The sequence below is a fragment of the Streptomyces hundungensis genome (assembly GCF_003627815.1).
Taxonomy (GTDB): Bacteria; Actinomycetota; Actinomycetes; order Streptomycetales; family Streptomycetaceae; genus Streptomyces; species Streptomyces hundungensis_A.
The window spans coordinates 2940194-2966880 of record NZ_CP032698.1; the positions used below are offsets into that span (position 1 = coordinate 2940194).

Consider the following 26687-nt stretch of genomic DNA (forward strand, 5'->3'; position numbering starts at 1 on the left):
GGCCACTCCACTCAACATCTGCCGGAGGAACCCGACCATGACCGCAAGCACCACCCGCCGCACGACCGCCTCCAAGTCCCGGATTGCCGCGGTCGGCGCGATCGCGGTCGCGGGCGCGCTGCTGGTCACCGGCTGCGGTGACCAGACCAAGAAGGGCTCCGCCCCCGAGTCCTCGGGCGGCGCCTCGAAGTCCGCCCCGCTCTTCTCCAAGCTCCCCGCGAACATCCAGAAGGCCGGCGTCATCAAGATCGGTACGGACGCCACGTACGCCCCCATGGAGTTCAAGGAGGGCGAGAAGATCGTCGGCATCGACCCCGACATCGCCGCGGCCCTCGGCAAGCAGCTCGGCGTGAAGTTCGAGTTCACCAGCGGCACCTTCGACACCCTGCTCGGCGCGCTGCCGACCGGCCGCTACGACGCGGTCATGTCGTCGGTGAGCGACACCAAGGCCCGCCAGGAAGGCCTTGACAAGGACGGCAAGAAGACCGGTACGGGTGTCGACTTCGTCGACTACTACACCGCGAGCACCGGCATCCTGGTCAAGAAGGGCAACCCGGAGGGCATCAAGTCCACCGAGGACCTGTGCGGCAAGAAGATCGCCGTGCAACGCGGCACCACGTACGAGCAGGCCGCCAAGGACCTCGCCGCCAAGTGCAAGACGGACGGCAAGGGCGAGCTGGCCTTCGAGCCCTACGCCACCGACGCCGAGGCGCAGACCCGCGTCAAGGCCGGCGGCGCGGTGGCCGACCTGAACGACTCCCCGGTGGCCGCGTACATCGCGAAGACCGCGGGCGGCGGCGCCGACTTCGAGGCGGTCGCCAACAAGTCGGACGCGGGCCCCTTCGGCATCGCGGTGGACAAAAAGAACACCCAGCTGCGGGACGCCCTCTCGGCCGCGCTGGACGCGATCATCGCGGACGGCACCTACAAGACGGCCATCGACAAGTGGGGCGGCGCACAGGGCGCCGTCACCAAGGCAGCCATCAACGGCGGCTCCTGACCCGCGCACCACTGAAGGGCAGTCGCTGTGACTGACAAGCTCGACAAGACCCCCTCCGGCCCGGCGGACGCCGCGCCGGAGCAGGTCCCCCCGGACGTCATCCGGGCCATCCCGGTGCGTCACTACGGCCGCTGGATCAGCGCCGTGGTCGTCGTCGCCGTGCTCGGCGCGCTCGGGTACGCGTTCGCCCAGGGCAATGTGCGCTGGGCGACCGTGACGGACAAGCTGTTCGACCCCAGCATCCTGACCGGCCTGTGGCACACCGTGCTCATCAGCGTCGTCTCGATGGCCGTGGGTCTGATCCTCGGCGTGCTGTTCGCCGTGATGCGGCTCTCGAAGAACCCGGTGACCAGCTCGGTCGCCTGGCTGTACATCTGGTTCTTCCGCGGCACCCCGGTCTACGTACAGCTGCTGATCTGGTTCAACCTGGCGCTGATCTTCCCGATCCTCAACCTCGGGTTCTACAAGGACTACATGACCGCGGTCATGACGCCCTTCCTCGCCGCCCTGCTCGGCCTCGGTCTCAACGAGGGCGCGTACATGGCGGAGATCGTCCGGGCCGGCATCCAGTCGGTGGACGAGGGCCAGACCGAGGCTTCGCACGCGCTCGGCATGACGCAGATGCAGACCATGCGCCGCGTCGTGCTCCCCCAGTCGATGCGGGTGATCATCCCGCCGACGGGCAACGAGTTCATCAACATGCTGAAGACGTCGTCGCTGGTGGTCGCCGTCCAGTACCAGGATCTGCTGCGCAGTGCCCAGGACGTCGCCGCGACCTCGTTCGCGGTGATGGAGATGCTCTTCGTGGCATCGATCTGGTACCTGGCCCTGACCAGCGTGTTCAGCGTCGGCCAGTACTACCTGGAGCGCCGATTCGCCCGTGGTTCGCTGCGCGCCCTGCCGCCCACGCCGCTGGAGCGCATCAAGTCGAACCTGCTCTCCCTCTCCCAGTGGCGGCGGTGACCCCATGACTGCACAACCGATGGTCAAGGCGGAGGGCGTCCACAAGTCGTTCGGCCCCGCCCACATCCTCAAGGGCATCGACCTGGAGGTGGCCGAGGGCGAGGTGTTCTGCCTGATCGGCCCGTCCGGCTCCGGCAAGTCGACCTTCCTGCGGTGCATCAACCACCTGGAGCAGATCAACGCCGGGCGTCTTTACGTCGACGGCGATCTGGTCGGGTACCGCCAGAAGGGAGACAAGCTGTACGAGCTCAAGGACAGCGAAGTCGCCCTGAAGCGGCGGGACATCGGCATGGTCTTCCAGCGCTTCAACCTGTTCCCGCACATGACGGCCGTCGAGAACGTCATGGAGGCGCCGGTCCAGGTCAAGCGGGAGTCCAAGGCGGTGGCCCGCGAGCGGGCGCTGAAGCTGCTCGACCGCGTCGGCCTCGCCGACAAGGCGGGCAACTACCCCTCGCAGCTCTCCGGCGGCCAGCAGCAGCGCGTGGCGATCGCCCGTGCGCTCGCGATGCAGCCGAAGCTGATGCTCTTCGACGAGCCGACGTCCGCGCTCGACCCCGAGCTGGTGGGTGACGTCCTGGACGTCATGCGGGGCCTCGCCGAGGACGGCATGACGATGATCGTGGTCACCCACGAGATGGGCTTCGCGCGCGAGGTCGGCGACTCGCTGGTCTTCATGGACGACGGCGTGGTGGTCGAAGCCGGCAACCCGCGTGACGTTCTGACCAACCCTCAGCACGACCGGACGAAGTCGTTCCTGTCGAAGGTGCTGTAGCCCGGCGCGGCCGGGTAACTCGGCGCAGCAGAAGGGGGGTTACGGGCTCTGGCCCGTAACCCCCCTTTCTCATGCGCTACTTGAGGGCGAGGAGCAGGGTGTCCGAGGGCGAGGCCCACACCGGGCGGGCCTCGGCGAAGCCGGCCGCGCGCAGCGTCTCGGCGTGCCAGGCGGCCGCGGGCATGTCGCCGTCGGCGTGCTCGCCGTAGATCTCGTACCGCTTGGCGGTGGGGGCGGCGAGGGCCGGGTCCTTGGCGGCCAGCGCCCACCACTCGGCCCAGTCGAGGGCGCCGCCGGCCTTGGCACGGTCCATCTGGGCGTGCCGGTGGGCGCGTTCGGCGGCGTTGATGCGCGGGGTCGTCGGGTCGATCATGTGGTCGGCGTTCATGAACACGCCGCCGTCCCGGACGAGTTGGGCGATCTGCCCGTAGAGCGCGGCGAGCGGCTCGCTGTGCAGCCAGTGCAGGGCGGTCGCGGTGAGCACGGCGTCGTAGGAGTCGTACGGAAGCGACCGGACCCAGTGCGGGTCCTTCAGGTCGGCGGTCACGAAGGTGACCCGGTCGTCCCCGGCGAAGGTGCCCTCGGCGATGGCGAGGAGCGCCGGGTCCAGATCCACCCCGGTGCTGACGGCCTCCGGGAACCTCTTGAGGAGCCGGTCCGTAATACTCCCCGTACCGCACGCGAGGTCGAGCACGCGCGGCGCGGGACCGACGCAGGCCTCGACCATGTCGAGCATGACCCGGAAGCGCTCCTCCCGGTCCGGCATGTACCACTCCTGCTGGCGGTCCCAGCTGTCCTGCCAGCCCCGCCAGTCGGTGCTCGTCCCGGCTCCCGCCACAGTCTCCGCCACTGCGATCCCTCCCAAGAAAGCCTTCTGTAATACCCTCAAAGGGTATACAACCGTTACCTGCGAACACTGCCGACCCTAGACCGCCGCCGTAAGGACTACAAGTGGAACTGGCCTATTACTCGGACTATGCCGTGCGTCTGGTCAACACCGAGGAGCCGGCCCGCAACAAGGACGCGCTGACCTCGGTCGACGCGGTGCGCGAACTGTTCGGCGGAAACAAGTCGGCGGCCCGGCGGGCCACGGACGCGGATGTGACGCGTTTCCGTTCGGTACGGGCCCGGCTGCGGGCGGTCTTCGAGGCGGCCGACCGCGGCGAGGAGGTCCAGGCGGTGGACCTGCTCAACTCGCTGCTCCTGGAATTCCCCGTCAGCCCCCAGGTCTCGGGCCATGAGCACCGGGACGAGGACGACCGTCCGCTGTGGCACATGCACCTCGCCGACCACCCGTCGAACGCGACGGCGGGCTACGCGGCGATCGCCTCCATGGGGCTCGCCTTCCACCTCACCGAGTACGGCGTGGACCGGCTCGGCCTGTGCCAGGCCGCACCCTGCCGCAACGCCTATCTCGACACCTCGACCAACCGCTCGCGCCGCTACTGCTCGGACCGCTGCGCGACCCGGGCCAACGTGGCCGCCTACCGGGCCCGCAAGCGCCTGGAGACCGACCGGTCGGAGAGCACCGGCCGCACCGAGGCGAGCGCCCAGGACGCCACATAGCCGAGGGTGCGCCGGCGCCCGGCCGTCATCGGCCGGAACCGCCCGCGCACCCGGCCCAGCACCAGGTCGACCGGCACCGCGCCGAACGCCCTGCTGTCCACGGCCTCGTCGTCGGTGTTGTCGCCGAGCACCCACCAGCCGCCCTCGCGCAGCTCCATCAGGCGCTTGACGATGAGCAGGTCCTGTTGCAGGGGGTGGCGCAGCACCGCCACGTCCCCGGCCCGCAACTCGGCCCCGTAGTGCACCAGCAGCTGGTCCCCGTGCAGCAGCGTGGGAACCATCGAGGTCCCCAGGACCTCGGCGATCCCCAACAGCGCGCTCGGCTCCCGCCCCTCATCCGTCATACGTCACCCACCTCCCGGCCACCGGCACCCCGCCGCCACTCCCACGGTACGTTCCGCCACGCGTCCCGGGGTCACCCTGGACTTTTGACCTAAGCCCATGGGGGCACCCGCGAAAACCCGTCTCTCACCGAGTAATGTCCCACCTGAGAAGACGATCACGAGGAAGGACAGCTCAATGCTTTCCCGCCTGTTTGCCCCCAAGGTGAAGGTCAGCGCGCACTGCGACCTGCCCTGCGGCGTGTACGACCCGGCCCAGGCCCGCATCGAGGCGGAGTCGGTCAAGGCCGTGCAGGAGAAGTTCCAGGCCAACGAGGACGCGCACTTCCGTGCCCGTGCCGTGGTCATCAAGGAGCAGCGTGCCGAGCTCGCCAAGCACCACGTCTCGGTGCTGTGGAGCGACTACTTCAAGCCGCCGCACTTCGAGAAGTACCCGGAGCTGCACCAGCTGGTCAACGACACCCTGAAGGCCCTCTCGGCCGCCAAGGCGTCGACCGACCCGGCGACGGGCCAGAAGGCGCTCGACCTCATCGCCGAGATCGACCGCATTTTCTGGGAGACCAAGAAGGCCTGACACGGCCGAGTCGGCACCGTCCTGTCGCGTCCTCGGGCGCGGGGGCCGGCGCCTGCGACGAAGAGGCCCGTCCGGGGATTCCCGGCCGGGCCTCTTCGTCGTTCCCGGGGCCGCCGTACGCGAGCGCGGAGGTTGGCCGGAAGCCTCCGCTCATCCGCGTCAACAACCCTGCGGAGCACCACACTCAGGCCAGGCCCTCCCGCACCAGCCCCACGACCTCGTCCTCCGTGAGCCCCAACTCCCGTGCGCGTTCGACCAGTTCGCGCACCTTCAGCAGCAGGGCCGCCCGGCCGCGTGTGCCGGGGTCGTCCACGACGACCGCGCCGCGGCCCCGGCGGAGTTCGATCAGCCCCTCCTCGCGCAGGCGCTGGTAACCCCGCAGCACCGTATGGAGGTTGACGCCGAGGGAGTCGGCGAGCGAGCGGGCGGACGGGAGGCGTTCGCCCGGGGTCACCGTGCCCTCGGCCAGCGCCCGGCGCACCGAGGCCGCGATCTGGTCGCCGAGCGGCTGGGGCGAGGCGGGGTCCACACGGAAGAGCATCAGCGCCCCACCGCCCTTCGGCGGATCGCGGCACAGCTCATCGGCGCTTGGCTCCTTCGCGGCCGGCCAGGGTGTTCAGGAGCGCGGCGCCCGTCACCGAGTCGTCCACCGTCACGGCGAACTCCCGGCCGTTTCTGCGTCGTACGACGATCGCCTCACCGGAGCGCAGCATGAGCCCCGAGCCGCCGGGTCGTACGCGATAGCCCCAACCGCCGTATTCGGCCAGGATCTTGACGTCCCGGCTCACCGCGCTGTCCACGTCGGACACCGGCACCCGGATCCGGGGCCAGGGCAGCGCGGTCGGCCGTGCGGTCAGGCCGTGCCGGTCGACGGTGACGTACGGGCAGGAGAAGGCGAGGCACGCCAGGCCGCCCACCAGGACGCCGATCGCCGGGGACGCGCCCACCGTGGACAGCAGGGCCACTCCCGCGGCGATCAGCGCCGCCCCGACGACGAGCAGTACACGGGACGGCGCCCTGCGCATCCATCCGGCGGTCTCCCCCTCGGCGAGGTCGAGCCGCGGCGGCTCCCCCGGTACGGGAGACGGTTCGGGCGCCGCCGGGGCGGGCCCGAGCAGGGTCATGAGCAGCAGGCCGAGGGCTGTCGCCAGCGCGCCGACGCCCGCCCCGACGGCGATCTGCCACCAGGGCAACCGCACCCGCGCGGGGTCGGTGGCGTCCGCGTTGGCGACCAGCACCGCGACGAGCAGATAGCCGACGAGCCCCGCCGTCGCGTATCCGCCGGCGAGTGTTGCCCGCAGTCCGCGCGCCGCGGGTTTCGCGGCGTACGCCAACAGGCCCCACACCGCGCCGAGGCCGAGGTGCAGCGCGAGGGCGGCGATCAGGTAGGAGCCGCGGCTCTGCGTGTCGTCGGACTGGCCGTTGCCCGTGAAGTGACTGGCCAGCCGGTCCGGCAACCGGTCGCGCAGAAGCGCGTAGGCCACCAGGTCGACGGCCAGGGCGAGCAGGAACGGCAGCACGGCCAACGCCGTCGTGCGGTATCGGAAACGGTTCACGAAGACCCCCTTGTTCGCATAATAGTAGAACAAGGCGTTAGGCGTGGGCCGTTGACGCGAGCGGCCGCCGTGCACGGCAGTCCGTGGGGACTTTCCGTGCGCGGCGGCCGCGGGAGGACGGGTGGGGGCGGGCGAGGGTCAGATCGCGTCCAGGAGGGACGGCTGGAGGCTTGCGCCGGAGGGCAGTTGGCGCCGGATGTCGTCGAGTACCGAGCCGAAGTCGAGCTCGGCCCGTCCGCTGGCGTACACCGCTCCCCCGAAGTGCAGGGCGACCCCGAGGTCGGGCTCCGGCGGCTTCAGGGAGAGCAGACAGCTGAGGGTGGCCTGCTGGACCGCCCCGTCGTCGGAGGCGATGGGCACGGGCATGTCCCATTCGAGTACGAAGTCACGGAGGTTCCCGCCGTCGAGCGCGAACGCGCCGCTCTCCGCCGGTATCCCCGGCACCGGGCCGAGCGAGTCGAAGCTCGCTCCGGCGAAGTCGACCCCCCTGATCCGGGTCCGCAGTTGCGTCCCGTCAGTGGTGATCGTCAGCGCTTCTGATCCTAGGCGGTCCCGGTACCAACCCGCCCATGACTGTGGTGTCATGGGCGGAGATTAGCGGCGTACCCTGCCGTTCGTCACAGGGGGTGACCGAAATGGGTGTTACCGCTTCCTTGCGTACTTCGCCACGACCGCCCCGTTGTCGAACGATCTTGACTCGATCAACTCGAACTGGCGGGCGGCGAATTCACCCGACACCATCCGGATTCCGGCGCCCGCCAGCACCGGATAGGTCTTGATGACCAGCTCGTCGATCTCCTCGGCCAGCTGACCGGCGAGGTCGCCCCCGCCGCAGAGCCAGATGCCGAGGCCGTCCCGGCGCTTCAGCTCGCGCACCTTGGCCACGGGGTCGCCCGTAACCAACTGGACGCTCGCGTGCGGGGGTTGGGTGAGGCTGCGGGAGAAAACGTACGTCGAGAGGTGGGCGTACGGGTCGACCACGCCGTCCTTGAGCCCCAGGGCGTAGGTGGCCCGGCCCATTAGGACGGTGTCGTAGCGGGTGTTCTCCGCGTCGTCGCAGCCGAAGTACTGCCGGCCGGGGGTCGCGAGCGTTTCCGGCCATTCGGTCTTCAGATACTCGAGGTACGCCGGGGAGACCTGGTCCAACAGGAACTGGATCTCGCCATCGGGGCCTGCGATGTACCCGTCGAGGGACATACCGATGAAATACGAGAGCTTGCGCAAACCGACCTCTTTGGTTGGGGAGCCGACGTGGCCTTCAGCGTTGACCACGACAGCTATAGTGCTTCAGGTGTAGTGGTTACGCAACCCCCCTTTCGCACCCCAGGAGTTCCAACGTGGTCAGAAACCCCGAACGGCGAACCGCCCTCGTGGACTCAGCGATCGAAGTGCTCGCACGCGAAGGGGCACGTGGCCTCACCTTTCGCGCCGTCGACGCGGAGGCGGGCGTCCCCGCGGGCACCTCGTCCAACTACTTCAGCAGCCGGGACGATCTGTTCACCCAGGCCGGTCGGCACATCCACGTCCGCATGGCCCCGGACCCGGCCGAGGTGGCCGAGGCGATGCGGCCGGGCCCCTCGCGCGAACTGGTCGCCTCGCTGACGCACTGGGTGGTGCGGCGCATGACCGCCGAGCGCACCGGCTATCTGGCCATGCTGGAGCTGCGCCTGGAGGCCACTCGCCGGCCCGCGCTACGGGCGGAGCTGACCCGCGCCCTGCGCGCGGACCTGGAGGCCAACATCCGGTTCCATGTGGACTCCGGCCTGCCGGGCGACGCCGACACCGTCCGACTGCTGTACCTCGCCGTGAACGGGCTGCTCGTGGAGGCCTTCACCCTGCCGGGGATGTTCGGCGAGGAGGAGACGGCCGAACAGAGCTCGACAGAGGGCGAGTTGGCGGGTTCCGGGTCGCCCGATCCCGGGATTGCCCGACTCGTACGTCTCATCGTCGACCGCATCGTGCCCACCTGAGCCGGGCCCGATCCGGCCACACCCCCGAGCGGGACTTTGACGTTCAACAGGCCGCCGATACAAGTGAGTTGCTGCGCTCGGCCCACCGGACCGCTGGTCCGAGTGCCAGGCCCGCGCCGAGGAACAGGGCGCCCAGCAGGAGCCAGCCGGGGACGCCCCAGTCGACGATCAGCGCGGCGAGGAGCAGCGGGCCGAGCATTCTGGCCAGCGGCACGCCCATGCCGAAGAAGCCCTGGTACTGGCCCTGTTGGTCGGCCGGGGCCAGGTCGAAGCCGATCTGCCAGGCCCCCGCGGACTGCATCATCTCGCCCACCACCTGGAGCCCGCCCGCGACGAGCAGCACCAGGACGGCGGCCCAGCCCGGCACCCCGACCGCGCTGAGCGCGAACACCGCGCAGGAGGCGAGCATCAGGACTCCGCCGCGCGCCACGGTCCGCGCCGCGCTGGGCAGGTCGCGTACGGCGGACGCGGTACGGACCTGGAAGAGCATCACCGCGCCGGTGTTGAGCACCAGCAGGGCGGACACCAGCCAGCCCGGCGCGTCGGTGCGGGTGACGGTCCACAGCGGGATGGCGAGGCTGATCAGCGGCATCCGGAGCAGGAGCAGCGCGTTGAGGACGGTGACCAGGGCGTAGGGCCGGTCGCGCAGCACCGCGAACCGCGGGCCCCGGCCCGGGGTCGTCGTCAGGGGCGCCACCGCGGGCAGCCGGAGCAGGACGAGCGCGCAGAGCAGGAACGCGGCCGCGTCCATGGCGAACACCGTGAGGTAGGCGGTGCGGGTGCCGTAGTGCAGCGCGACCCCGCCGAACGCGGCGCCGACGGCGAGCCCGGCGTTCAGCGTGGACTGGAGGTGCGCGAGGACGTGGGTACGGTCCTTGCGGTCCACGAGGGCGCCCAGGAGCGCCTGGCGGGCGGCGGCGAGGCCGGTCTGGGCGGTCGCGTAGCAGCAGGCGGCCAGCACGAAGGGGAGGAAGCCCCGGACGAAGAGGAAGGCCGCGACGGAGGCGCCGGTGGCGGTGGCGAGCAGGACCGCGACGGTGCGCGGGCCGCGCCGGTCCGCGAGCTGCCCGAGCGGCACCCCGGCGAGCGCGCCGACGGCCCAGGCGAGGGTGAGGCCGACCCCGATGCGGGTGGGCGAGAGGCCGACTATGCGGCTGAAGTACAGCGCCGAGGTGACCAGGAAGGCGCCGTCGCCGAGGGAGTTGACGAGCTGAGCGGCGGCGAGGCCGCGGGCGGGACCGGCCGGCGGCAGGAGTCGAGAGGGCATGCCCTCATCAAATCAAGTGGAATGGCCCGGTGTTGGGGCCAATTGAGCGCTGGGTCACTGGGCCATTGCGTAAGCCGGACGGGAGCCACGGGCCGCGGCGGGTCACGGGCTGCGGCGGATCACGGGCTGCGGCGGGTCACGAACTCGGCCAGGGCGAGCAGTTCGCCCGCCGCCGCCAGGTCGGGAACGGCGCGCGAGAGGTGGTCGATGGCACGGGCCATCCGGTCGGCGGCATGGATCTGGGCCCAGTCGCGGCCGCCCGCGCGGTCCACCGCGTCGGCGGCCCTGGCGACCGCGTCGGCCCCCATCGGGCCCCGGTACAGCTCGGCGAGTTCGGCCGCCGCCGGGGTGCCCGAGCCCAGCGCGGCGATGACGGGCAGCGACTTCCGGTGTAAGGCGAGGTCGGCGCCCGCGGGCTTCCCGGGGTGCCCGGCGTCGCCCCAGATCCCGATGAGGTCGTCGATGAGCTGGAAGGCGAGCCCTGCTTCGCGGCCGAACGCGTCCATCGCGGCGACCTCCTCGTCGCGCGCTCCCGCGTAGAGCGCGCCGAGCGCGCACGCGCAGCCGAGCAGCGCCCCGGTCTTCGCCATCGCCGTGGTGAGGCATGCGTCGAGCGAGACGTCCCGCGGGCCGCGGTGCTCGAAGGCGCGGTCGGCCTGCCGGCCCGCGCAGAGTTCGACGACGCAGGCCGCGAGGCGGGCCGAGGCGGCGCCGGAGACACGGTGGCCGTCGTCGGCGATCAGCCGCAGCCCGAGGGCGAGCAGCGCGTCGCCGACGAGGACCGCGGCCGGGGTGCCGAAGACGCTCCAGGCGGTGGGCCGGTCGCGCGGCGTCGCCTCCTCGGCGATGGCGCCGTCGTGGAGCAGCGTGCAGTGGTGGACGAGTTCGACGGCGGCGGCCGCCCTGAGGGCCGCTTCCGGGCGTCCGCCGAGCGCGGAGGCGGTGGCCAGGACGAGGGCCGGGCGGATCGCGTCGTCGGCCCGGGCGCCCGCCGGGGTGCCGCCCGCGTGCTCCCAGCCGAAGTGGTACATCGCCACCCGCCGAAGGGAGCCCGGCAGCGACTCCACGGTCGAGCGCAGCGCGGGGGTGACGGCGGTCCGGGTGCGTTCGAGCAGGTCCCGGGCCTCACGGCCCTCCATGGCTTCCGGCGTTGCCAACGGGTGTGCCCTTCCTCGGGGTTGACGGCGGCACGGGCGCGCCGTCGGTGGCGCGCCCGGACCGGAAGCTCACCGCCAGCGGCTGACCTCGACGTTCTCCAGGACACCGAGCGCGTCGGGGACCAGGATCGCGGCCGAGTAGTAGGCGGTGACGAGGTAGGAGATGATCGCCTGCTCGTCGATGCCCATGAAGCGGACCGAGAGGCTCGGCTCGATCTCGTCCGGGATGCCCGACTGCTGGAGCCCGATCACGCCCTGCTCGGCCTCGCCGGTACGCATACAGATGATCGAGGTCGTACGGGCGTCGCTGACCGGGATCTTGTTGCAGGGGAAGATCGGCACTCCGCGCCAGGCCGGTACGTGGTTGCCGGCGACCTCCACCGACTCGGGCACCAGGCCGCGCTTGTTGCACTCGCGCCCGAAGGCGGCGATCGCCCGCGGGTGGGCGAGGAAGAGCTTGTTGCCGCGGCGGCGCGAGAGCAGCTCGTCCATGTCGTCGGGGCTCGGCACGCCGTCGTGCGGCTGGAGGCGCTGGCCGTAGTCGCAGTTGGTCAGGAGGCCGAACTCCCGGTTGTTGATGAGCTCGTGCTCCTGGCGCTCGCGCAGCGCCTCGACCGTGAGCCTGAGCTGCTGCTCGGTCTGGTTCATCGGCTGGTTGTAGAGGTCGGCGACGCGGCTGTGGACCTTCAGCACGGTCTGTGCCACCGAGAGTTCGTACTCGCGGGGCGCGCCCTCGTAGTCGACGTAGGTGTGCGGGATGACCGCTTCGCCGACGTGTCCGGCGGAGAGGTCGATGGCCGCTTCGCCGTAGTTGTTGGTGCGCTGTTCCGGCAGGGCCGAGACCGCCGCGAGGTGGTCGCGCAGCGTCTCGGAGCGCTCGGCGAGGTTGAGCACGTCGGCCCGGCTGAGGATGAGCACGGTGCAGCCGGTGGTGGCGCGGTAGGTGCACTCCCAGGCGGCCTCGCCGGAGACGAGCGCCCGCTCGCCGAAGTGTGCCCCGTCCGCGAGGAATCCCAGGGCCGTCTCGTCGCCGTAGGGGCCGGTGCCGACCTTCTCGACGCGGCCGTGCGCGAGCAGGTACACCCGGTCGGCGACGTCGCCCGCGGTGGCGATGACCTCGCCCGCGGCGAAGTCGCGCTGTTCACAGCGGTTGGCGAGCTCGCCGAGCACCGTCTCGTCGTCGAAGTCCCGCAGCGCGGGCAACTCACCCAGTTCGGCGGGGATGACGGCGACCCGCTCGCCGGTCTGGACGAAGGTGATCCGCCCGTCTCCCACCGAGTAGCTGAGGCGTCGGTTGACCCGGTACGTACCGCCCTGCACCTGGACCCACGGCAGCATCCGCAGCAGCCAGCGGGAGGTGATCTCCTGCATCTGCGGCGCGGACTTGGTGGTGGTCGCCAAGTTTCGCGCGGCAGCTGTGCCGAGACTCTGTTGGGCGCGGTTCTCGGGGCCTGCCTCGACGGACATGTGACTCCTTCTGAGCGTTCACGATCTTCAAGCCGGACTGCCCTGAGAACACTTCCATCACGGAGAGTCCCCGCGCCATTACTCGAATGAGTGGGGTTAGGGAACCGGCGGGAGGGGCAATGCCGCCGAGCCCTCGAACAGGCCCCGCACGGCTTCCGGTTGCCGGCCGCGAACCGCGCGGCCGACAACCGACGCCGGGACCGGCCGCTAATTTGCAGCGGTGATGCAAGTTATCTACGGTGCTCGCATGCGGTTGACGAGATTCACCGATCTTGCGCTGCGGGTGCTGATGCGCCTCGCGGTCATCGAGCACGCCGACGACCAGGCCCCGCCCACCACGCGCGAGGTGGCGGACGCGATGCGGATCCCGTACACGCACACCGCGAAGGTCGTCGCCCGGCTCCAGCACCTCTCGCTCATCGAGGCGCGGCGCGGCCGGGGCGGCGGGCTCGTGCTGACCACGGCGGGCCGACTCGCCTCCGTGGGGGGCCTGGTGCGTGAGCTCGAAGGGCCCGGCGAAGTCGTGGACTGCGAAGGGGCGTCGCCCTGCCCGCTGGTCGCGGCCTGCCGGCTGCGCCGGGCGCTGCACCGCGCGCGGGAGGCGTTCTACGACTCCCTCGACGAGCTCACGGTGGACGACCTCGTGGCCTCGCCGACCGGCCCCCTCCTGATCGGCATCACCAGCCGCTGACTCCGCACCGACCGCCCATCGGCCCGGCGCGACCCTCCGCACGCCCTTGAATATGCATCGCTCATGCCAATTTAACCGAAGGAGTCCGTCGATGCTGTCCGAAAAGTCGACCGCGACCGTACGCGCCACCCTGCCCGCCGTCGCCGCGGCCATCGACACCATCACCGAGCGCTTCTACGGACGTCTCTTCGCGGCCCACCCCGAGCTGCTGCGCGATCTGTTCAACCGGGGCAACCAGGCGGCCGGCCTCCAGACGCGGGCGCTCGCCGGTTCCATCGCCGCCTTCGCCACGCATCTGGTGGACCACCCCGAGGACCGCCCCCACGTGATGCTGAGCCGGATCGCCCACAAACACGCCTCGCTCGGCGTCACAGCCGACCAGTACAAGGTCGTCCACCAGCACCTGTTCGCCGCGATCGGCGAGGTGCTCGGCGAGGCCGTCACGCCCGAGGTCGCCGACGCGTGGGCCGAGGTGTACTGGCTGATGGCGAACGGCCTGATCGCCGCCGAGACCCGGCTGTACGAGGAGCGGGGCGTGCTCGCCGGGGACGTCTGGCGCGAGTGGACCGTGGCCGCCCGGGTCGAGGAGACCCCCGACTGCGCCACCTTCCGGCTGCGCCCCGCCGACGGCGCCCCCGCGCCCGCCTTCAGGCCGGGCCAGTACGTCTCCGTCCAGGTCGAACTCCCCGACGGCGCCCGCCAGATACGCCAGTACAGCCTGCGCTCGGCGCCCGGGGGCGAGCTGCGTTCCCTCACCGTCAAGCGCGTCCAGGGCGATCCGGACGGAGAGGTTTCCGGCCACCTGCACGCCCGGGTCCGCGAGGGCGACCGGCTGCGCGTCTCGGCCCCGTACGGCGATCTCGTGCTCGCCGGTGACGAGGTGCCGCTGCTGCTCGTGTCGGCGGGCATCGGCTGCACGCCGATGGTGTCGATGCTTCAGGGGCTGGCGGCCGACGGGTACCGCGCGCCGGTGACCGTGGCGCACGCCGACCGCTCCCCCGCCGCGCACGCGCTGCGCGAGGAGCACACGGCGCTCACCGGCCGACTCCCGGACGCGGCGGCCCACTTCTGGTACGAGGCTCCCGGCCCCGGGCACCCCGCCGACCGCACCGGTCTGATGGACCTCACCGCCCTCCCGGTTCTGCCGGGCACCCGCGCCTATCTCTGCGGCCCGCTCCCCTTCATGCGCGCGGTGCGCGGCCAGCTCCTCGCCCGGGGCGTACCGGCGGCCGACATCCACTACGAGGTGTTCGGCCCCGATCTGTGGCTCGCCCAGGGCTGATCCGTCCCCCGTCGGCCACCCCTGTCCGGATCGGCTCGCTCACCAAACCGAACAGATCGCCCTATAGCGGGAGTTGCGGTACAAGCGGTACGAGATAGTCCGCACCGCTCTGGAAGGAGGCGGCCATGGCCCCTCCCCTGTCCGCAGACCAATTCCTCGCCGCCCTGCGCGCCGAGGGCCTCACCGTCGTCGAGGTCGGCCACTGGCGCACCCACAACCGGGCCGGCCACGGCGGCTGGGGTCCGATCAACGGCGTCGTCATCCACCACACGGCCAGCCACGGCGCCGATGCCACGGTCCGTCTCTGCTACGACGGCTACGACTCGCTGCCGGGACCGCTCTGCCACGGGGTGATCACCAAGGACGGCGCGGTGCACCTCGTCGGCAACGGCCGCGCCAACCACGCGGGCGCGGGCGACGGCGACGTCCTGCGGGCCGTGATCGCCGAGAAGCGGCTGCCACCGCCGGTGACGAACAACACCGACGGCAACACCCACTTCTACGGTTTCGAGTGCGAGAACCTCGGAGACGGCGAGGACCCCTGGCCCGCCGCCCAGCTCGACGCCATCGTGAAGGCGGCCACCGCCGTGTGCCGCCACTACGGCTGGACGGAGCGCTCGGTCATCGGGCACAAGGAGTGGCAGGTCGGCAAGGTGGACCCGCGCGGCTTCACGATGGACTGGCTGCGGGAGCGGGTGCACGAGCGCCTGAAGTGAACGGCGGGGCGGCCCGCGATGCCTCCCGTGACCACGGACGCGACAATGGGGCCATGACCCCCGAAGCGCTCGTCCCCCGCCTCCCCTCCCCCTTGGAGGACGTGGCGGACGAGCGGTTCGCGCGGCACGGGGTGCGGCTGCTGCTCAAGCGGGACGATCTGATCCACCCGGACCTGGTGGGCAACAAGTGGCGCAAACTCGCGCCGAACCTGCGCGCCGCCGCCGGCCGGCCCGTCCTCACCTTCGGCGGCGCCTACTCCAACCATCTGCGCGCGACGGCCGCCGCCGGCCGCCTCCTGGGCTTCCCCACCATCGGAGTCGTCCGGGGCGACGAACTGGCCGGCCGCCCCCTCAACCCGTCCCTCGCGCGATGCGCGGCGGACGGGATGCGGCTCCACTTCGTCGACCGCGCGACCTACCGTCGCGCATCCGCCCCCGAGGTCCTGGCGGCCCTCCTGGACCTGCTGGATCCCGAGGCGTACGTCGTGCCCGAGGGCGGCAGCAACTCCCTTGCGGTGCGCGGCTGTACGGAGCTGGGCGCGGAGCTGCGCGGGCACGCGGACGTGGTCGCGGTGGCCTGCGGCACCGGAGGCACCCTGGCCGGGCTCGCCGCCGGCCTCGGCTCGGGCCAACGGGCGCTCGGAGTGCCGGTCCTGAAGGGCGGCTTCCTCGGCGAGGAGATACGGGGCCTCCAGCGGGCGGCGTTCGGCGAGGTGCGGGGCGCCTGGACGCTGGAGGAGCGCTTCCACTTCGGCGGCTACGCCCGCCTGCCCGCCGAACTGGACGCCTTCGCCCGGGACTTCGAGGAGCGGCACGGGCTGGGAGTGGAGCGGCTGTACGTGGCGAAGCTGCTGTACGCGCTGGTGGCCCTGGCCGACGAGGGGGCGTTCCCGGCGGGCACCAGGGTGGCGGCGGTGATCACCGGGCGGCCGTGAACCGGGCGCCCGGCCCGCGCCGGTCACTCAACGGCTACTCCTCGCCCTCCCGGTACGCGGCCGCCTCCTCCAGGTCCAGTCTGCGCAGCAGGGTCCGCATCATCTCGTCGTCGATGCGGCGCTCGTCGCGCAGGGACACGAACACCTTGCGCTCCGCGTCGATCATTTCGCGCGACAGCCGCCGATAGGTGTCGTCCGCGGACTCCCCGGTCGTCTCGTTGACCGCCCCGAGCCGCTCCCACACGGCATTGCGCCGCCGTTCCAGGACCGTCCGCAGCCGGGCGGCGAGCGGCGGCGGCAGGGTGTTGCGCTCGTCGGCGAGCAGCTCCTCCAGGCGGGCCTCGGCCGCCCGGGAGGCCTCGCTCTGGGCCTGGGCCTCGGCCAGCGTCTCGGCCTGGGTGTCCCGTCCGGGCAGTTTGAGCAGCCGGATCAGCGGGGGCAGCGTCAGACCCTGTACGACAAGGGTGCCGATGACCGTGGTGAAGGTGAGGAACAGGACCAGGTTGCGGGCCGGGAAGCCCTGGCCGTCCTCCATCGTCAGCGGGATGGAGAAGGCGATGGCGAGCGAGACCACCCCGCGCATGCCGGCCCACCCCACGATGACCGGCGCCGTCCAGTCGGTCTCCGGCTCCCGCCGCCGGATCCGCTCGGAGACCGCGCGCGGCAGGAACGTCGCCGGGAAGACCCAGACGAAGCGGGCGGCCACCACGAGGGCGAACACCCCCACCGCGTACCAGACCGCCTCGGCGACCCCGTACTCCCCAAGTCCCTTGAGGACCACCGGCATTTGCAGTCCGATCAGCGCGAACACCGCCGATTCCAGGAGGAAGGCGACCACCTTCCACACCGCCTCCTCCTGGAGCCGGGTCGCGAAGTCCACCTGCCAGGAGCGGTGTCCGAGGTAGAGCGCCACGACCACCACCGCGAGCACGCCCGACGCCCCCACCTGTTCCGCCGCCGCATAGGCGACGAACGGGATGAGCAGCGACAGCGTGTTCTGCAACAGCGCCTCGTGGAGGTGGCGGCGCAGCCAGTGGATGGGCAGCATCAGGACGAGGCCCACCCCGATCCCGCCGATCGCGGCGAGCGCGAACTCCTTGACGCCGTCGCCCCAGGTCGCCCCGGCCCCGACCGCCGCCGCGAGCGCCACCTTGTACGCGGTGATCGCGGTCGCGTCGTTCACCAGGGACTCGCCCTGGAGGATCGTGGTGATGCGGCTGGGCAACCGCAGCCGCCGGGCGATGGCGGTGGCCGCGACCGCGTCCGGCGGCGCGATCACCGCCCCCAGCACCAGGGCCGCGGTCAACGGAAGATCGGGGACGAGCAGGTAGGCGAGATAGCCGACCACGACGGTCGCGAACAGGGTGTAACCGACGGAAAGCAGCGCCACCGGCCGCAGGTTGGCCCGCAGATCGAGGTACGAGCTCTCCAGGGCCGCCGTGTGCAGCAGCGGCGGCAGCACCAGAGGCAGCACGATGTGCGGGTCGAGGGTGTATGCGGGGACGCCGGGCACGTACGCCCCCACCAGCCCCACCGCCACCAGGAGCAGCGGCGCGGGCACCGGCGTCCGGCGGGCGGCCCCCGCGACCGCGGCGCTCGCCGCGATCAGCGCCACCAGCGGCAATGCATCCATCACAACCGTCCGTCCCCACTCACCAGTGCCCCGCGCTCCGTCGTAACCTGGCCATCATGAGCGAGTGCCCGCACGTTGCAGAACTGCCGCGCCCCGAGCCGGCCCCGCTGAGCGACACCTGCCCGGAGTGTCTGAAAGAGGGTACGCACCCCGTCCAGCTGCGCCTGTGTCTGGTCTGTGGCCATGTGGGGTGCTGCGACTCCTCGCCGCATCAGCACGCCACGGGCCACTTCAAGGAGACCGGTCACGCGGTGATGCGGACCTTCGAGCCCGGCGAGAGCTGGCGTTGGTGTTTCGTGGACGGCGTGCTGGTGTGAGAACGGCCTCCCCGATCTTCCGTCCGGAGCGGACGGAGAGGTTCGAAGCCCGTGGTGCCTGGGTACGTCAACCCGGTCCCGGTTCACAGCAATTGGGCACTGCAAACCTCTAGCCACTGTCCGTACGCATGGGCTTACCATGAGTGACGGCCGCCGGGAGAGCTTCCGGCGACAGGGCACCATGGATCGCGATAGCGTCGCCAGTCCAGGTACGGACCCCGTACCCCCGGCCCCGGGACCTCCCCCCTCCCCGGGCCTTGACAGAGCTTGTGCCACCTTGGAGGTGAGGGTGTCCCAGATCGCAGGCGAGCCCGGGAATCAGGACTTCGTGGAAGTCCGGCTGCCGGCCGCGGGTGCCTACCTGTCGGTGCTGCGTACGGCCACGGCCGGACTCGCGGCACGTTTGGACTTCACCCTCGACGAGATCGAGGACCTGCGCATCGCGGTCGACGAGGCCTGCGCGATCCTGCTCCAGCAGGCCGTCCCAGGTTCCGTGTTGAGCTGTGTGTTCCGCCTCGTCGACGACTCCCTGGAGGTCACCGTCGCGGCGCCCACCACCGACGGGCGGGCCCCGGAGCGCGACACCTTCGCGTGGACGGTGCTCTCCGCGCTGGCCGGCAAGGTCGACTCCACCGTGGCCGAGGACCGCACGGTCTCCATCAGCCTGTACAAACAGCGCGGCGCGGGACCCGGACCGGCGTGAGCGGGGAGGGTCCGGTGCGGGACGGCGAGCGCATCCCGGAAGCGGCGCGCCCCGCGGGCATCCCGGAGCAGCAGGCCCGGCCGCACCCGGAGGACAGCCCTGTGGATGGCCCAAATGGCGTTTTGTACGCGGCGGAGCAGGCAGAGCGGGCGGCCCTTATGAGCGAGCACAGCGAGCACAGGCACCACGATCCACACGATCGCAGCGGGGCGCGGGCGATGTTCATCGAGCTGCGCAAAATGTCCGACGGCTCGTCCGAGAAGGCCGAGCTGCGCAATCAGCTGGTACGGATGCACCTGCCGCTGGTCGAGCACCTGGCCCGGCGCTTCCGCAACCGCGGTGAGCCCCTGGACGACCTGACCCAGGTCGCCACGATCGGCCTGATCAAGTCGGTGGACCGCTTCGACCCCGAGCGGGGTGTGGAGTTCTCGACGTACGCGACGCCCACCGTCGTCGGCGAGATCAAGCGGCACTTCCGCGACAAGGGCTGGGCGGTGCGGGTGCCGCGCCGGCTCCAGGAGCTGCGGCTCGCGCTCACCACGGCGACGGCGGAGCTGTCCCAGCAGCACGGGCGCTCACCGACGGTGCACGAACTGGCCGAGCGGCTCGGCATTTCGGAGGAGGAGGTCCTGGAGGGCCTGGAGTCGGCCAACGCCTACTCCACGCTCTCCCTGGACGTGCCCGACACCGACGACGAGTCGCCCGCGGTGGCGGACACGCTGGGTGCGGAGGACGAGGCGCTGGAGGGGGTCGAGTACCGCGAGTCCCTCAAGCCGCTCCTGGAGGACCTGCCGCCGAGGGAGAAGCGGATCCTGCTGCTTCGGTTCTTCGGCAACATGACCCAGTCGCAGATCGCGCAGGAGGTCGGCATCTCGCAGATGCATGTGTCGCGGCTGCTGGCCCGCACGCTGGCCCAGCTGCGGGAGAGGCTGCTCGTCGAGGAGTAGCCGGGCACTCACGCGTCGCGCATCGGCCCGCGGATCCCGAGGGCCTCGGTGGTGGCCCGGTTCACCAGCAGGACCAGACCCGTGACGGCCACCGCCGCGAGCGCGATGCCGGCCGGGATCCAGGGCGCCCCGTCGGAGTTGAGGAACATCCAGGCCACCGGCAGCGCCATGATCTGCGTGATCATGGCGGGCCCCCGGCTCCAGCTGCGGCGGCGCAGCAGTCCGCGCGCGGCGATCAGCGGGATCAGGCCGAGCACCATCAGGGTCAGACCGCCCGTCTCGGCCTGGGTGGGCCGGTCGGGCTTGCCGGTGAGACCCATCACGAGCATGAAGAGGCCACCGGCGACCAGGGCGAGGCCCTCCAGCGCGGAAAGCGCCGCCGCGGCGGTCAGCCGGCCGGGGCGCGCGGCGGGGGCTTCGGGGGTCTGCTCAGTACTCACCCGGCCAGGGTAGCCCGCTCGGCGGGACCCGCCCCGGGGCGGGCGGCCCGGGGCCAGGGTGCGCCCCGGTACCCCCCGGTAGGTAGTCTGGCGACCATGCGTGCACTTCTCGTGGTCAATCCGGCGGCTACCACCACCAGTGCGCGCACGCGTGACGTCCTGCTCCACGCCCTCGCCAGCGAGATGAAGCTGGAGGCGGTGACCACCGAGTACCGCGGCCATGCCCGGGACCTCGGGCGCCGGGCGGCCGAGAGCAACGACATCGACCTGGTGGTGGCGCTCGGCGGCGACGGCACGGTCAACGAGGTCGTGAACGGACTGCTGCACAACGGGCCGAGCCCCGAACTCCCGGAATTCGCGGTGGTTCCCGGCGGTTCCACCAATGTGTTCGCACGGGCGCTCGGTCTGCCCAATGACGCTGTGGAGTCGACCGGTGTCATTCTCGACGCGCTGCGCGAGAAGCGGAGCCGCACGGTGAGCCTCGGTCTCGCCTCGGGAGTCGCGGGAACCCCCGACGAAGGCGTCCCGGAACGCTGGTTCACTTTCTGTGCGGGGTTCGGATTCGACGCGGGTGTCGTCGGCCGGGTCGAACAGCAGAGGGAGCGCGGAAAGCGTTCGACGCACGCGCTCTATTTGCGCCAGGTGGCCCGCCAGTTCTTCGGAGAGCCCCACCGCAGACACGGCCAGATCACCCTGGAGCGCCCGGGCTCGGACCCGGTCGAGGATCTTGTCCTGTCGATAGTCTGCAACACCTCTCCCTACACCTACCTGGGCAATCGTCCGCTGTACGCGTCTCCGGAGGCCTCCTTCGAGGCGGCCCTGGACGTCCTCGCCCTGACGAAGATGACCACGCCCTCGGCGACCCGTTACGCCACCCAGCTGCTGACTTCGACCCCGGCGCGGGGTCCGCACGGCAAGCACGCCGTATCACTGCACGACTTGACGGACTTCACCTTGCATTCCAAGGCCCCCCTCCCCTTCCAGATGGACGGCGACCACCTGGGCCTGCGTACTAGCGTCGCGTTCACAGGCGTACGCCGTGCACTGCGTGTGATTGTGTGAGTGGAAGGGCCCAAAGTCCTTTCACTCGAACGTTTAGGCTGGCATCCACCCCATGGAAGTACGACTGTGACCCAGTCGACACCGAGGAATCCAAAAAAACTTTCCGGAAGGGGTTGTATCCGCCGCCGAGGTTTGCGAATCTCTACATGGCGATCGGGACGGCCCGCAACACCGGCCTCCACTGAAAGCCAGAACCCCTCCTCAAAACTCGGACCACAACCAGTCCAACTGGAAGATGGCCCTTCCCTTGTTGAGGGATTCGTGAAAGCGTTCACATTCACAAGCACCCGCATGTAACACCGAGAGAGGTAGCAGCCATGGACTGGCGTCACAACGCCGTTTGTCGTGAGGAAGACCCCGAGCTGTTCTTCCCCATCGGCAACACCGGTCCTGCGCTGTTGCAGATCGAGGAAGCCAAGGCCGTCTGCCGCCGCTGCCCCGTCATGGAGCAGTGCTTGCAGTGGGCGCTCGAGTCCGGCCAGGACTCCGGCGTCTGGGGTGGCCTCAGCGAGGACGAGCGCCGCGCGATGAAGCGCCGTGCCGCTCGCAACCGGGCGCGCAACGCGACCGCCTGAGCCCCCACTTCCCGCCTTAGCCCCGCGCGGCGCGTACAGAGCGTACGCAGTCACCGCCCCCCGAGCCGCAGCGCGCAGCAGGAACAACCCACAGCATTCGAGCCCCGAACCTGTCTCATGGTTCGGGGCTCGCTGCTGTGTGCGGGTGGTCGGCCGGGCTGTGTGTACGTCGCCGGGCCGGGGGTACTCGCCTGCCGTACCGGGGCGGAGGCGTTGGCTACTTGTCGGGTCCCACCGGAACGTCGAGCACGACCTTCGTGCCCCGTCCGGCGGCCGGCACCATGTCGAAGGTTCCGCCCAACTCGCCCTCCACCAGCGTCCGTACGATCTGTAGACCCAGGTTTCCGGTGCGCTGGGCGTCGAAGCCCTCGGGCAGTCCCCGGCCGTCGTCCCGCACGGTGATCAGCAGCCGGGCCTCCTCGCGGGTGCCGCCGCGCAGCGCCGAGACCTCCACCGAACCCTGCTCGCCCGGCGCGAAGGCGTGCTCCAGCGCGTTCTGCAACACCTCGGTCAGAACCATGGAGAGCGGGGTGGCCACCTCGGCGTCGAGTATGCCGAAGCGGCCGGTGCGGCGGCAGTTGACCTTGCCGGGCGAGATCTCGGCGACCATGGCCAGGACCCGGTCGGCGATCTCGTCGAACTCGACGCGCTCGTCCAGGTTCTGGGACAGCGTCTCGTGCACAATGGCGATCGAACCCACGCGCCGGACAGCCTCGTTGAGCGCCTCGCGGCCCTGGTCGGAGTCCATCCGGCGGGACTGGAGGCGGAGCAGCGCGGCGACCGTCTGGAGGTTGTTCTTCACCCGGTGGTGGATCTCCCGGATGGTGGCGTCCTTGGTGATCAACTCCCGCTCGCGGCGGCGCAGTTCGGTCACATCGCGCAGTAGCACGAGCGAGCCGATGCGCGCGCCCTTCGGCTTCAGCGGGATGGCGCGCAACTGGATCACTCCGCCGTTGCCCTCGACCTCGGCCTCCCTCGGCGCATAGCCGCTGGCGAGCTTCACGATGGCCTCGTCGACCGGGCCGCGGGCCGGCGCGAGGTCGGCGGTGAGCTGGCCCAGGTGCTGCCCGACGAGGTCGGAGGCGAGGCCCAGGCGGTGGTAGGCGGAGAGCGCGTTGGGCGAGGCGTACTGGACGATGCCGTCCGCGTCCAGCCTGATCAGACCGTCACCGGCCCGGGGGGAGGCGTCCATGTCGACCTGCTGGCCGGGGAACGGGAAGGATCCCGCGGCGATCATCTGGGCGAGGTCGGACGCGGACTGGAGATAGGTGAGTTCCAGCCGCGAGGGTGTACGGACAGTGAGCAGATTGGTGTTCCGGGCGATGACGCCGAGCACTCGGCCCTCCCGGCGCACCGGAATCGACTCGACGCGGACCGGCACCTCTTCGCGCCACTCCGGGTCGCCCTCGCGCACGATGCGGCCCTCGTCGAGCGCGGCGTCCAGGAGCGGGCGCCGGCCCCGCGGCACCAGGTGGCCGACCATGTCGTCCTGGTAGGAGGTGGGGCCGGTGTTGGGCCGCATCTGCGCGACCGAGACATAGCGGGTGCCGTCCAGGGTCGGAACCCACAGGACGAGGTCGGCGAAGGACAGGTCGGAGAGCAGTTGCCACTCCGAGACCAGCAGGTGCAGCCACTCGAGGTCGGACTCACTCAGAGCGGTGTGCTGGCGTACGAGGTCGTTCATGGAGGGCACGGGGTGAGCGTACCTGCGCTGGAGCACTCATATGACTGCGGGCCGCGGCGCCTGGACGGGACCCTCGGCCCGTCCGGGCACCGCAGCCCGGTTGCCGGCCGGCGGGTGTGCGGTCCCCCCGGCCTTCAAAGGGAGGTCACGGCGCAGTCAGGGCAGAGAGCGCCGGGGCCTCGGTTCCGCCCGCCTGTGCGGGGTGGGCGGAAGTGCGGTGGTGTTTCGGTCTTCGTTGAGCTCGTTAGCTGAGCCCGTCTCTTGAGCTCGTTCCTTGAGCCCGTTTCTTGGGCTCGTCTCTTGGGCTCGCCTCTTGGCTCGTTCCTTGCTCATTGTGGACTAGACCATTCTGCCCTGTCCATCCATCTGCACCCCGCAATATTCCCTGCCGACCGGGCTCCCGCAACCCTCAGCGCCCTCGTGTCCGCTCCTCGGGCCAGGCCAGCATGGCGGCCTCGGCGACGGCTTCGAGCTCGGCACGGCCGGCCCCGTCGCGGGCCTGCTGGGACATGCCCTGGAAGACGGCTCCGCTGAAGCGGGCCAGCACACGGGCATCGGTGCCCTCGGGCAGGTGTCCGGCTGCGATGTCCGCGGCGATCCGGCTCTCGAACGCGGCGAGATTGGCGTTGCGCCGCTCGCGCAGGTCGACCTTGATCGCCTCGGTGGTGCAGTTGGCCGCGGCACTGATGACCAGGCAGCCGTAGGGGTGGGCGGGGTCGGTGAACTCGGCCGCCGCCTCGCGCAGCAGCCGGGCGACGGCCCGGCGTGCCGTCGGCTCCTCGGCGAAGGCCCGCGTCATGAAGGCGCCGTGGGTCGCTCCGTAGACGCTCAGGACCTCTTCGAAGAGGGCGCGCTTGTCGCCGAAGGCGGCGTAGAGGCTGGGCGCGCCGATCCCCATGGCGCGGGTGAGATCGGCGACGGAGGTCGCCTCGTAGCCGTGTCGCCAGAACTCCATCGTCGCCTGCTCCAGGGCCTTGCCCCGGTCGAAGGAGCGGGGGCGGCCGCGTTGTTTCGTCGCCATGGCCCGATCCTATCGCGCTTCTGTAGCGCCCACTAAAGAATGTGTTACGTTCCTTTCCGTAGCGACCGCTACAGAAATTGTCGAGGCGGAAGGGGCGCGGCCATGGGCTCGCTCGAAGGAAAGACGGCGCTGGTCACGGGCGGTAGCAGGGGCATAGGGCGAGCGATCGCCGAGCGCCTCGGCCGGGACGGGGCGCGGGTGGCCGTGCACTACGGCACCAACGAGGTGGCGGCCAAGGAGACGGTCGCGGCCATCGAGGCGGCGGGTGGCTCGGCCTTCGCGATCGGCCAGGAACTGGGGGTGCCGGGGGACGCGGCCGCCCTGTGGGAGGCCTTCGACCGGCAGGCCGACGGGGTCGACATCCTGGTGAACAACGCCGGGATCGGGCAGCCCGTACCGTTCGGCGAGGTCACCGAGGAGGCGTACGACCGCCACTTCGGCGTCAACGCCAAGGCGCCGTTCTTCGTGGCCCAGCTCGGCCTGGCCCGGATGCGCGACCGCGGGCGGATCGTCAACATCTCCAGCGGGCTCTCCCGTGCCGCGATGATGCCGGACCAGATCACCTACGCCATGACCAAGGGCGCGCTCGACGTGTTCACGCGCTACCTGTCCAAGGTCGTCGGCGCCCGCGGGATCACGGTCAACGCGGTGGCACCCGGCATCATCGACACGGACATCAACGCGGACTGGCTGCGCACCGACGACGCGGCCTGGGCGGAGGCGGCCGCCTACTCGGTGTTCGGCCGGGTCGGCGAGGGGTCGGACATCGCGGACGTCGTGGCGTTCCTCGCCTCGGAGGACGGGCGCTGGATCACCGGCCAGTGGCTGGACGCGACCGGGGGCTCGCTCGCGTAGGACCCGCTCGCGGGTTCTTGCCTGGAGCGCGGGCATGCGTGGGGTCGGGCGCGGCCATGGTGGGCACCGACATGTTGGGCAGCGCCATGGTGGGCGACGACATGGCGGGCGGCGACATGATGCATGCCTCCGAATGGCCGCCCCCGTATAGGTTCCGGCAACCCGTTCGGTCGACCATGGCAGTGGGTGGGACCACCGGTCGCGAGGGCCGTCGCTCTGCTAGATTGGTCTATACCACACCCGTTTCACGTCTCCAGATCGGCAGGCCCACGTGGAAGTTGTCATCGTCCCGGACGCCAAGGCAGGCGGCGAGCTCATCGCCGAGTCGATCGCCGCCCTGTGGCGCCGCAAGCCCGACGCGCTGCTCGGCGTGGCCACCGGCTCGACGCCGATCCCGATCTACGACGCGCTGACCGCGAAGGTCGCCGCCGGTGACGTGGACGTCTCGCGGGCCCGTGTGTGCCAGCTCGACGAGTACGTGGGACTGCCCGCCGGGCACCCCGAGTCCTACCGCGCCACCGTCATCCGCCAGGTCGTCGAGCCGCTCGGGCTCGGTGCGGACTCCTTCATCGGGCCGGACGGTTCGGCCGAGGACGTCCAGGCGGCGTGCGAGGCGTACGACCTGGCGCTCGCCTCGGCGGGTGGGGTGGACCTCCAGATCTTGGGGATCGGCACGGACGGGCACATCGGGTTCAACGAGCCCTGCTCCTCGCTCGCCTCGCGCACCCGGATCAAGACGCTGACCGAGCAGACCCGCGTCGACAACGCGCGCTTCTTCGACGACGACATCGACCAGGTGCCGCACCACGTGATCACGCAGGGCATCGGCACGATTCTGGAGGCCCGTCACCTGGTGCTGCTCGCGACGGGTGAGGGCAAGGCGGAGGCGGTCGCGCAGACGGTGGAGGGGCCGGTGGCTGCGGTGGTGCCGGCGTCCGCGCTTCAGTTGCATCAGCACGCGACGGTTGTTGTCGACGAAGCGGCGGCGTCGAAGTTGAAGTTGGCGCCGTACTTCCGGCACACGTTCGTCAACAAGCCGGTGTGGCAGGGCCTCTAACCCCCTGGGGGCCCGGCCCCGCCCACCTCGGCCCGAGCCCCCGCCACGCCCCCAAGGGTGCGCCCACCTTCGCGCGGTTTCCCGCGCCCCCAAAACTCGGCCGTCCGTTGGCCGCGGACCGTGGGGCTCGTTCGCG

The 26687-nt window shown here is 70.9% G+C and carries 30 protein-coding genes; 17 read left to right on the plus strand and 13 right to left on the minus strand.

From position 1 onward, the window contains the following. Window positions 1-37: 37 nt before the first annotated feature. From DWB77_RS13005 to DWB77_RS13015, 3 genes are read left to right on the plus strand one after another with little or no spacing between them, the layout of a single operon-like run. Window positions 38-1000: an ABC transporter substrate-binding protein gene (locus DWB77_RS13005; protein ID WP_120721427.1), complete on the plus strand. Its 963-nt coding sequence runs from the start codon at window positions 38-40 to the stop codon at window positions 998-1000. Between the two features lie 27 nt (window positions 1001-1027). Further along, the gene (locus DWB77_RS13010) at window positions 1028-1963 is read left to right on the plus strand and encodes an amino acid ABC transporter permease (RefSeq protein WP_120721428.1); all 936 of its coding nucleotides are present in this window, start codon (window positions 1028-1030) and stop codon (window positions 1961-1963) included. A gap of 4 nt (window positions 1964-1967) precedes the next feature. Continuing rightward, window positions 1968-2735: an amino acid ABC transporter ATP-binding protein gene (locus DWB77_RS13015; RefSeq protein ID WP_053730660.1), complete on the plus strand. Its 768-nt coding sequence runs from the start codon at window positions 1968-1970 to the stop codon at window positions 2733-2735. A gap of 76 nt (window positions 2736-2811) precedes the next feature. Here DWB77_RS13015 and DWB77_RS13020 read toward each other — a convergent pair whose 3' ends face one another. Continuing rightward, window positions 2812-3573, minus strand: coding sequence for a class I SAM-dependent methyltransferase (locus DWB77_RS13020; protein WP_174248700.1), 762 nt, complete (start codon window positions 3571-3573; stop codon window positions 2812-2814). 113 nt (window positions 3574-3686) lie between these two features. Between DWB77_RS13020 and DWB77_RS13025 the strand changes: the two genes are divergently transcribed. After that, complete coding sequence (locus DWB77_RS13025) at window positions 3687-4301, plus strand: CGNR zinc finger domain-containing protein (protein WP_120721429.1); 615 nt, start codon at window positions 3687-3689, stop codon at window positions 4299-4301. Here the strand turns inward: DWB77_RS13025 and sodX are convergent. Next, window positions 4220-4645 carry a nickel-type superoxide dismutase maturation protease gene (sodX, locus tag DWB77_RS13030; RefSeq protein ID WP_120721430.1) on the minus strand — a complete coding sequence of 142 codons (426 nt, stop codon included), beginning with the start codon at window positions 4643-4645 and terminating at the stop codon, window positions 4220-4222. The genes DWB77_RS13025 and sodX overlap by 82 nt on opposite strands. Before the next feature lie 175 nt (window positions 4646-4820). Here sodX and sodN point away from each other — a divergent pair, with 175 nt between their 5' ends. Further along, entirely contained in the window at window positions 4821-5216 is a 396-nt protein-coding gene (gene sodN / locus DWB77_RS13035) for a superoxide dismutase, Ni (RefSeq protein WP_053730656.1), read from the plus strand. A gap of 184 nt (window positions 5217-5400) precedes the next feature. On the opposite strand, the gene DWB77_RS13040 is transcribed toward sodN, so the two are convergent. The 4 genes from DWB77_RS13040 to DWB77_RS13055 form a co-directional block, all read right to left on the minus strand. After that, window positions 5401-5757 (minus strand): GntR family transcriptional regulator, encoded by a 357-nt coding sequence (locus tag DWB77_RS13040; RefSeq protein WP_120721431.1) that lies wholly within the window; start codon window positions 5755-5757, stop codon window positions 5401-5403. 37 nt (window positions 5758-5794) lie between these two features. Next, entirely contained in the window at window positions 5795-6772 is a 978-nt protein-coding gene (locus tag DWB77_RS13045; protein WP_120721432.1) for a DUF1648 domain-containing protein, read from the minus strand. Window positions 6773-6910: 138 nt separating this feature from the next. Further along, window positions 6911-7357, minus strand: a complete 447-nt coding sequence (locus DWB77_RS13050; RefSeq protein WP_120721433.1) for a DUF6304 family protein — start codon at window positions 7355-7357, stop codon at window positions 6911-6913. A gap of 57 nt (window positions 7358-7414) precedes the next feature. Beyond that, the gene (locus DWB77_RS13055) at window positions 7415-7996 is read right to left on the minus strand and encodes a dihydrofolate reductase family protein (protein WP_120721434.1); all 582 of its coding nucleotides are present in this window, start codon (window positions 7994-7996) and stop codon (window positions 7415-7417) included. A 113-nt stretch (window positions 7997-8109) separates the two neighbouring features. Between DWB77_RS13055 and DWB77_RS13060 the strand changes: the two genes are divergently transcribed. Continuing rightward, on the plus strand, window positions 8110-8742 hold the full coding sequence (locus tag DWB77_RS13060; RefSeq protein ID WP_120721435.1) for a TetR/AcrR family transcriptional regulator: 633 nt from the start codon (window positions 8110-8112) through the stop codon (window positions 8740-8742). A 43-nt stretch (window positions 8743-8785) separates the two neighbouring features. On the opposite strand, the gene DWB77_RS13065 is transcribed toward DWB77_RS13060, so the two are convergent. The 3 genes from DWB77_RS13065 to DWB77_RS13075 all read right to left on the minus strand — a co-directional run bounded on the left by DWB77_RS13065 (window position 8786) and on the right by DWB77_RS13075 (window position 12633). Beyond that, a complete protein-coding gene (locus DWB77_RS13065) occupies window positions 8786-10009 on the minus strand; it encodes an MFS transporter (protein ID WP_120721436.1) in 1224 nt (407 codons plus the stop codon). 119 nt (window positions 10010-10128) lie between these two features. Continuing rightward, window positions 10129-11148 carry a polyprenyl synthetase family protein gene (locus tag DWB77_RS13070; protein WP_120721437.1) on the minus strand — a complete coding sequence of 340 codons (1020 nt, stop codon included), beginning with the start codon at window positions 11146-11148 and terminating at the stop codon, window positions 10129-10131. 87 nt (window positions 11149-11235) lie between these two features. After that, the gene (locus DWB77_RS13075) at window positions 11236-12633 is read right to left on the minus strand and encodes a family 2B encapsulin nanocompartment shell protein (RefSeq protein WP_120721438.1); all 1398 of its coding nucleotides are present in this window, start codon (window positions 12631-12633) and stop codon (window positions 11236-11238) included. Window positions 12634-12880: 247 nt separating this feature from the next. Here DWB77_RS13075 and DWB77_RS13080 point away from each other — a divergent pair, with 247 nt between their 5' ends. From DWB77_RS13080 to DWB77_RS13095, 4 genes are all read left to right on the plus strand, one after another. Next, a complete protein-coding gene (locus tag DWB77_RS13080) occupies window positions 12881-13324 on the plus strand; it encodes an RrF2 family transcriptional regulator (RefSeq protein ID WP_120721439.1) in 444 nt (147 codons plus the stop codon). A gap of 91 nt (window positions 13325-13415) precedes the next feature. Beyond that, a complete protein-coding gene (locus DWB77_RS13085) occupies window positions 13416-14606 on the plus strand; it encodes a globin domain-containing protein (protein ID WP_120721440.1) in 1191 nt (396 codons plus the stop codon). A gap of 125 nt (window positions 14607-14731) precedes the next feature. Continuing rightward, complete coding sequence (locus tag DWB77_RS13090) at window positions 14732-15322, plus strand: N-acetylmuramoyl-L-alanine amidase (protein ID WP_120721441.1); 591 nt, start codon at window positions 14732-14734, stop codon at window positions 15320-15322. Between the two features lie 53 nt (window positions 15323-15375). After that, window positions 15376-16257 (plus strand): 1-aminocyclopropane-1-carboxylate deaminase/D-cysteine desulfhydrase, encoded by an 882-nt coding sequence (locus DWB77_RS13095; protein ID WP_120727722.1) that lies wholly within the window; start codon window positions 15376-15378, stop codon window positions 16255-16257. Between the two features lie 34 nt (window positions 16258-16291). Here the strand turns inward: DWB77_RS13095 and DWB77_RS13100 are convergent, their stop codons facing one another. Beyond that, on the minus strand, window positions 16292-17890 hold the full coding sequence (locus tag DWB77_RS13100; protein ID WP_120721442.1) for a Na+/H+ antiporter: 1599 nt from the start codon (window positions 17888-17890) through the stop codon (window positions 16292-16294). A 56-nt stretch (window positions 17891-17946) separates the two neighbouring features. On the opposite strand from DWB77_RS13100, the gene DWB77_RS13105 reads away from it, so the two are divergent. From DWB77_RS13105 to DWB77_RS13115, 3 genes are all read left to right on the plus strand, one after another. Continuing rightward, on the plus strand, window positions 17947-18207 hold the full coding sequence (locus tag DWB77_RS13105) for a UBP-type zinc finger domain-containing protein (RefSeq protein WP_120721443.1): 261 nt from the start codon (window positions 17947-17949) through the stop codon (window positions 18205-18207). 289 nt (window positions 18208-18496) lie between these two features. Further along, window positions 18497-18910 carry an anti-sigma regulatory factor gene (locus DWB77_RS13110; protein WP_120721444.1) on the plus strand — a complete coding sequence of 138 codons (414 nt, stop codon included), beginning with the start codon at window positions 18497-18499 and terminating at the stop codon, window positions 18908-18910. Then, window positions 18907-19857, plus strand: a complete 951-nt coding sequence (locus tag DWB77_RS13115; protein ID WP_120721445.1) for an RNA polymerase sigma factor SigF — start codon at window positions 18907-18909, stop codon at window positions 19855-19857. Before DWB77_RS13110 ends, DWB77_RS13115 begins: the two co-directional genes overlap by 4 nt. 8 nt (window positions 19858-19865) lie before the next feature. Here the strand turns inward: DWB77_RS13115 and DWB77_RS13120 are convergent, their stop codons facing one another. Continuing rightward, window positions 19866-20297 carry a hypothetical protein gene (locus tag DWB77_RS13120; RefSeq protein WP_120721446.1) on the minus strand — a complete coding sequence of 144 codons (432 nt, stop codon included), beginning with the start codon at window positions 20295-20297 and terminating at the stop codon, window positions 19866-19868. Window positions 20298-20393: 96 nt separating this feature from the next. On the opposite strand from DWB77_RS13120, the gene DWB77_RS13125 reads away from it, so the two are divergent. Next, the gene (locus DWB77_RS13125; protein WP_120721447.1) at window positions 20394-21359 is read left to right on the plus strand and encodes a diacylglycerol/lipid kinase family protein; all 966 of its coding nucleotides are present in this window, start codon (window positions 20394-20396) and stop codon (window positions 21357-21359) included. Between the two features lie 317 nt (window positions 21360-21676). Beyond that, window positions 21677-21934, plus strand: coding sequence for a WhiB family transcriptional regulator (locus tag DWB77_RS13130; RefSeq protein WP_004937597.1), 258 nt, complete (start codon window positions 21677-21679; stop codon window positions 21932-21934). Between the two features lie 217 nt (window positions 21935-22151). On the opposite strand, the gene DWB77_RS13135 is transcribed toward DWB77_RS13130, so the two are convergent. After that, window positions 22152-23618: a sensor histidine kinase gene (locus DWB77_RS13135; protein ID WP_120721448.1), complete on the minus strand. Its 1467-nt coding sequence runs from the start codon at window positions 23616-23618 to the stop codon at window positions 22152-22154. Window positions 23619-24027: 409 nt separating this feature from the next. Continuing rightward, on the minus strand, window positions 24028-24639 hold the full coding sequence (locus DWB77_RS13140) for a TetR/AcrR family transcriptional regulator (RefSeq protein WP_120721449.1): 612 nt from the start codon (window positions 24637-24639) through the stop codon (window positions 24028-24030). 102 nt (window positions 24640-24741) lie between these two features. Here DWB77_RS13140 and DWB77_RS13145 point away from each other — a divergent pair, with 102 nt between their 5' ends. Together DWB77_RS13145 and nagB are read left to right on the plus strand one after the other, a co-directional pair. Beyond that, window positions 24742-25494: an SDR family oxidoreductase gene (locus DWB77_RS13145; protein WP_120721450.1), complete on the plus strand. Its 753-nt coding sequence runs from the start codon at window positions 24742-24744 to the stop codon at window positions 25492-25494. A 271-nt stretch (window positions 25495-25765) separates the two neighbouring features. After that, window positions 25766-26551 (plus strand): glucosamine-6-phosphate deaminase, encoded by a 786-nt coding sequence (gene nagB / locus DWB77_RS13150; protein ID WP_120721451.1) that lies wholly within the window; start codon window positions 25766-25768, stop codon window positions 26549-26551. Window positions 26552-26687: the final 136 nt, after the last annotated feature.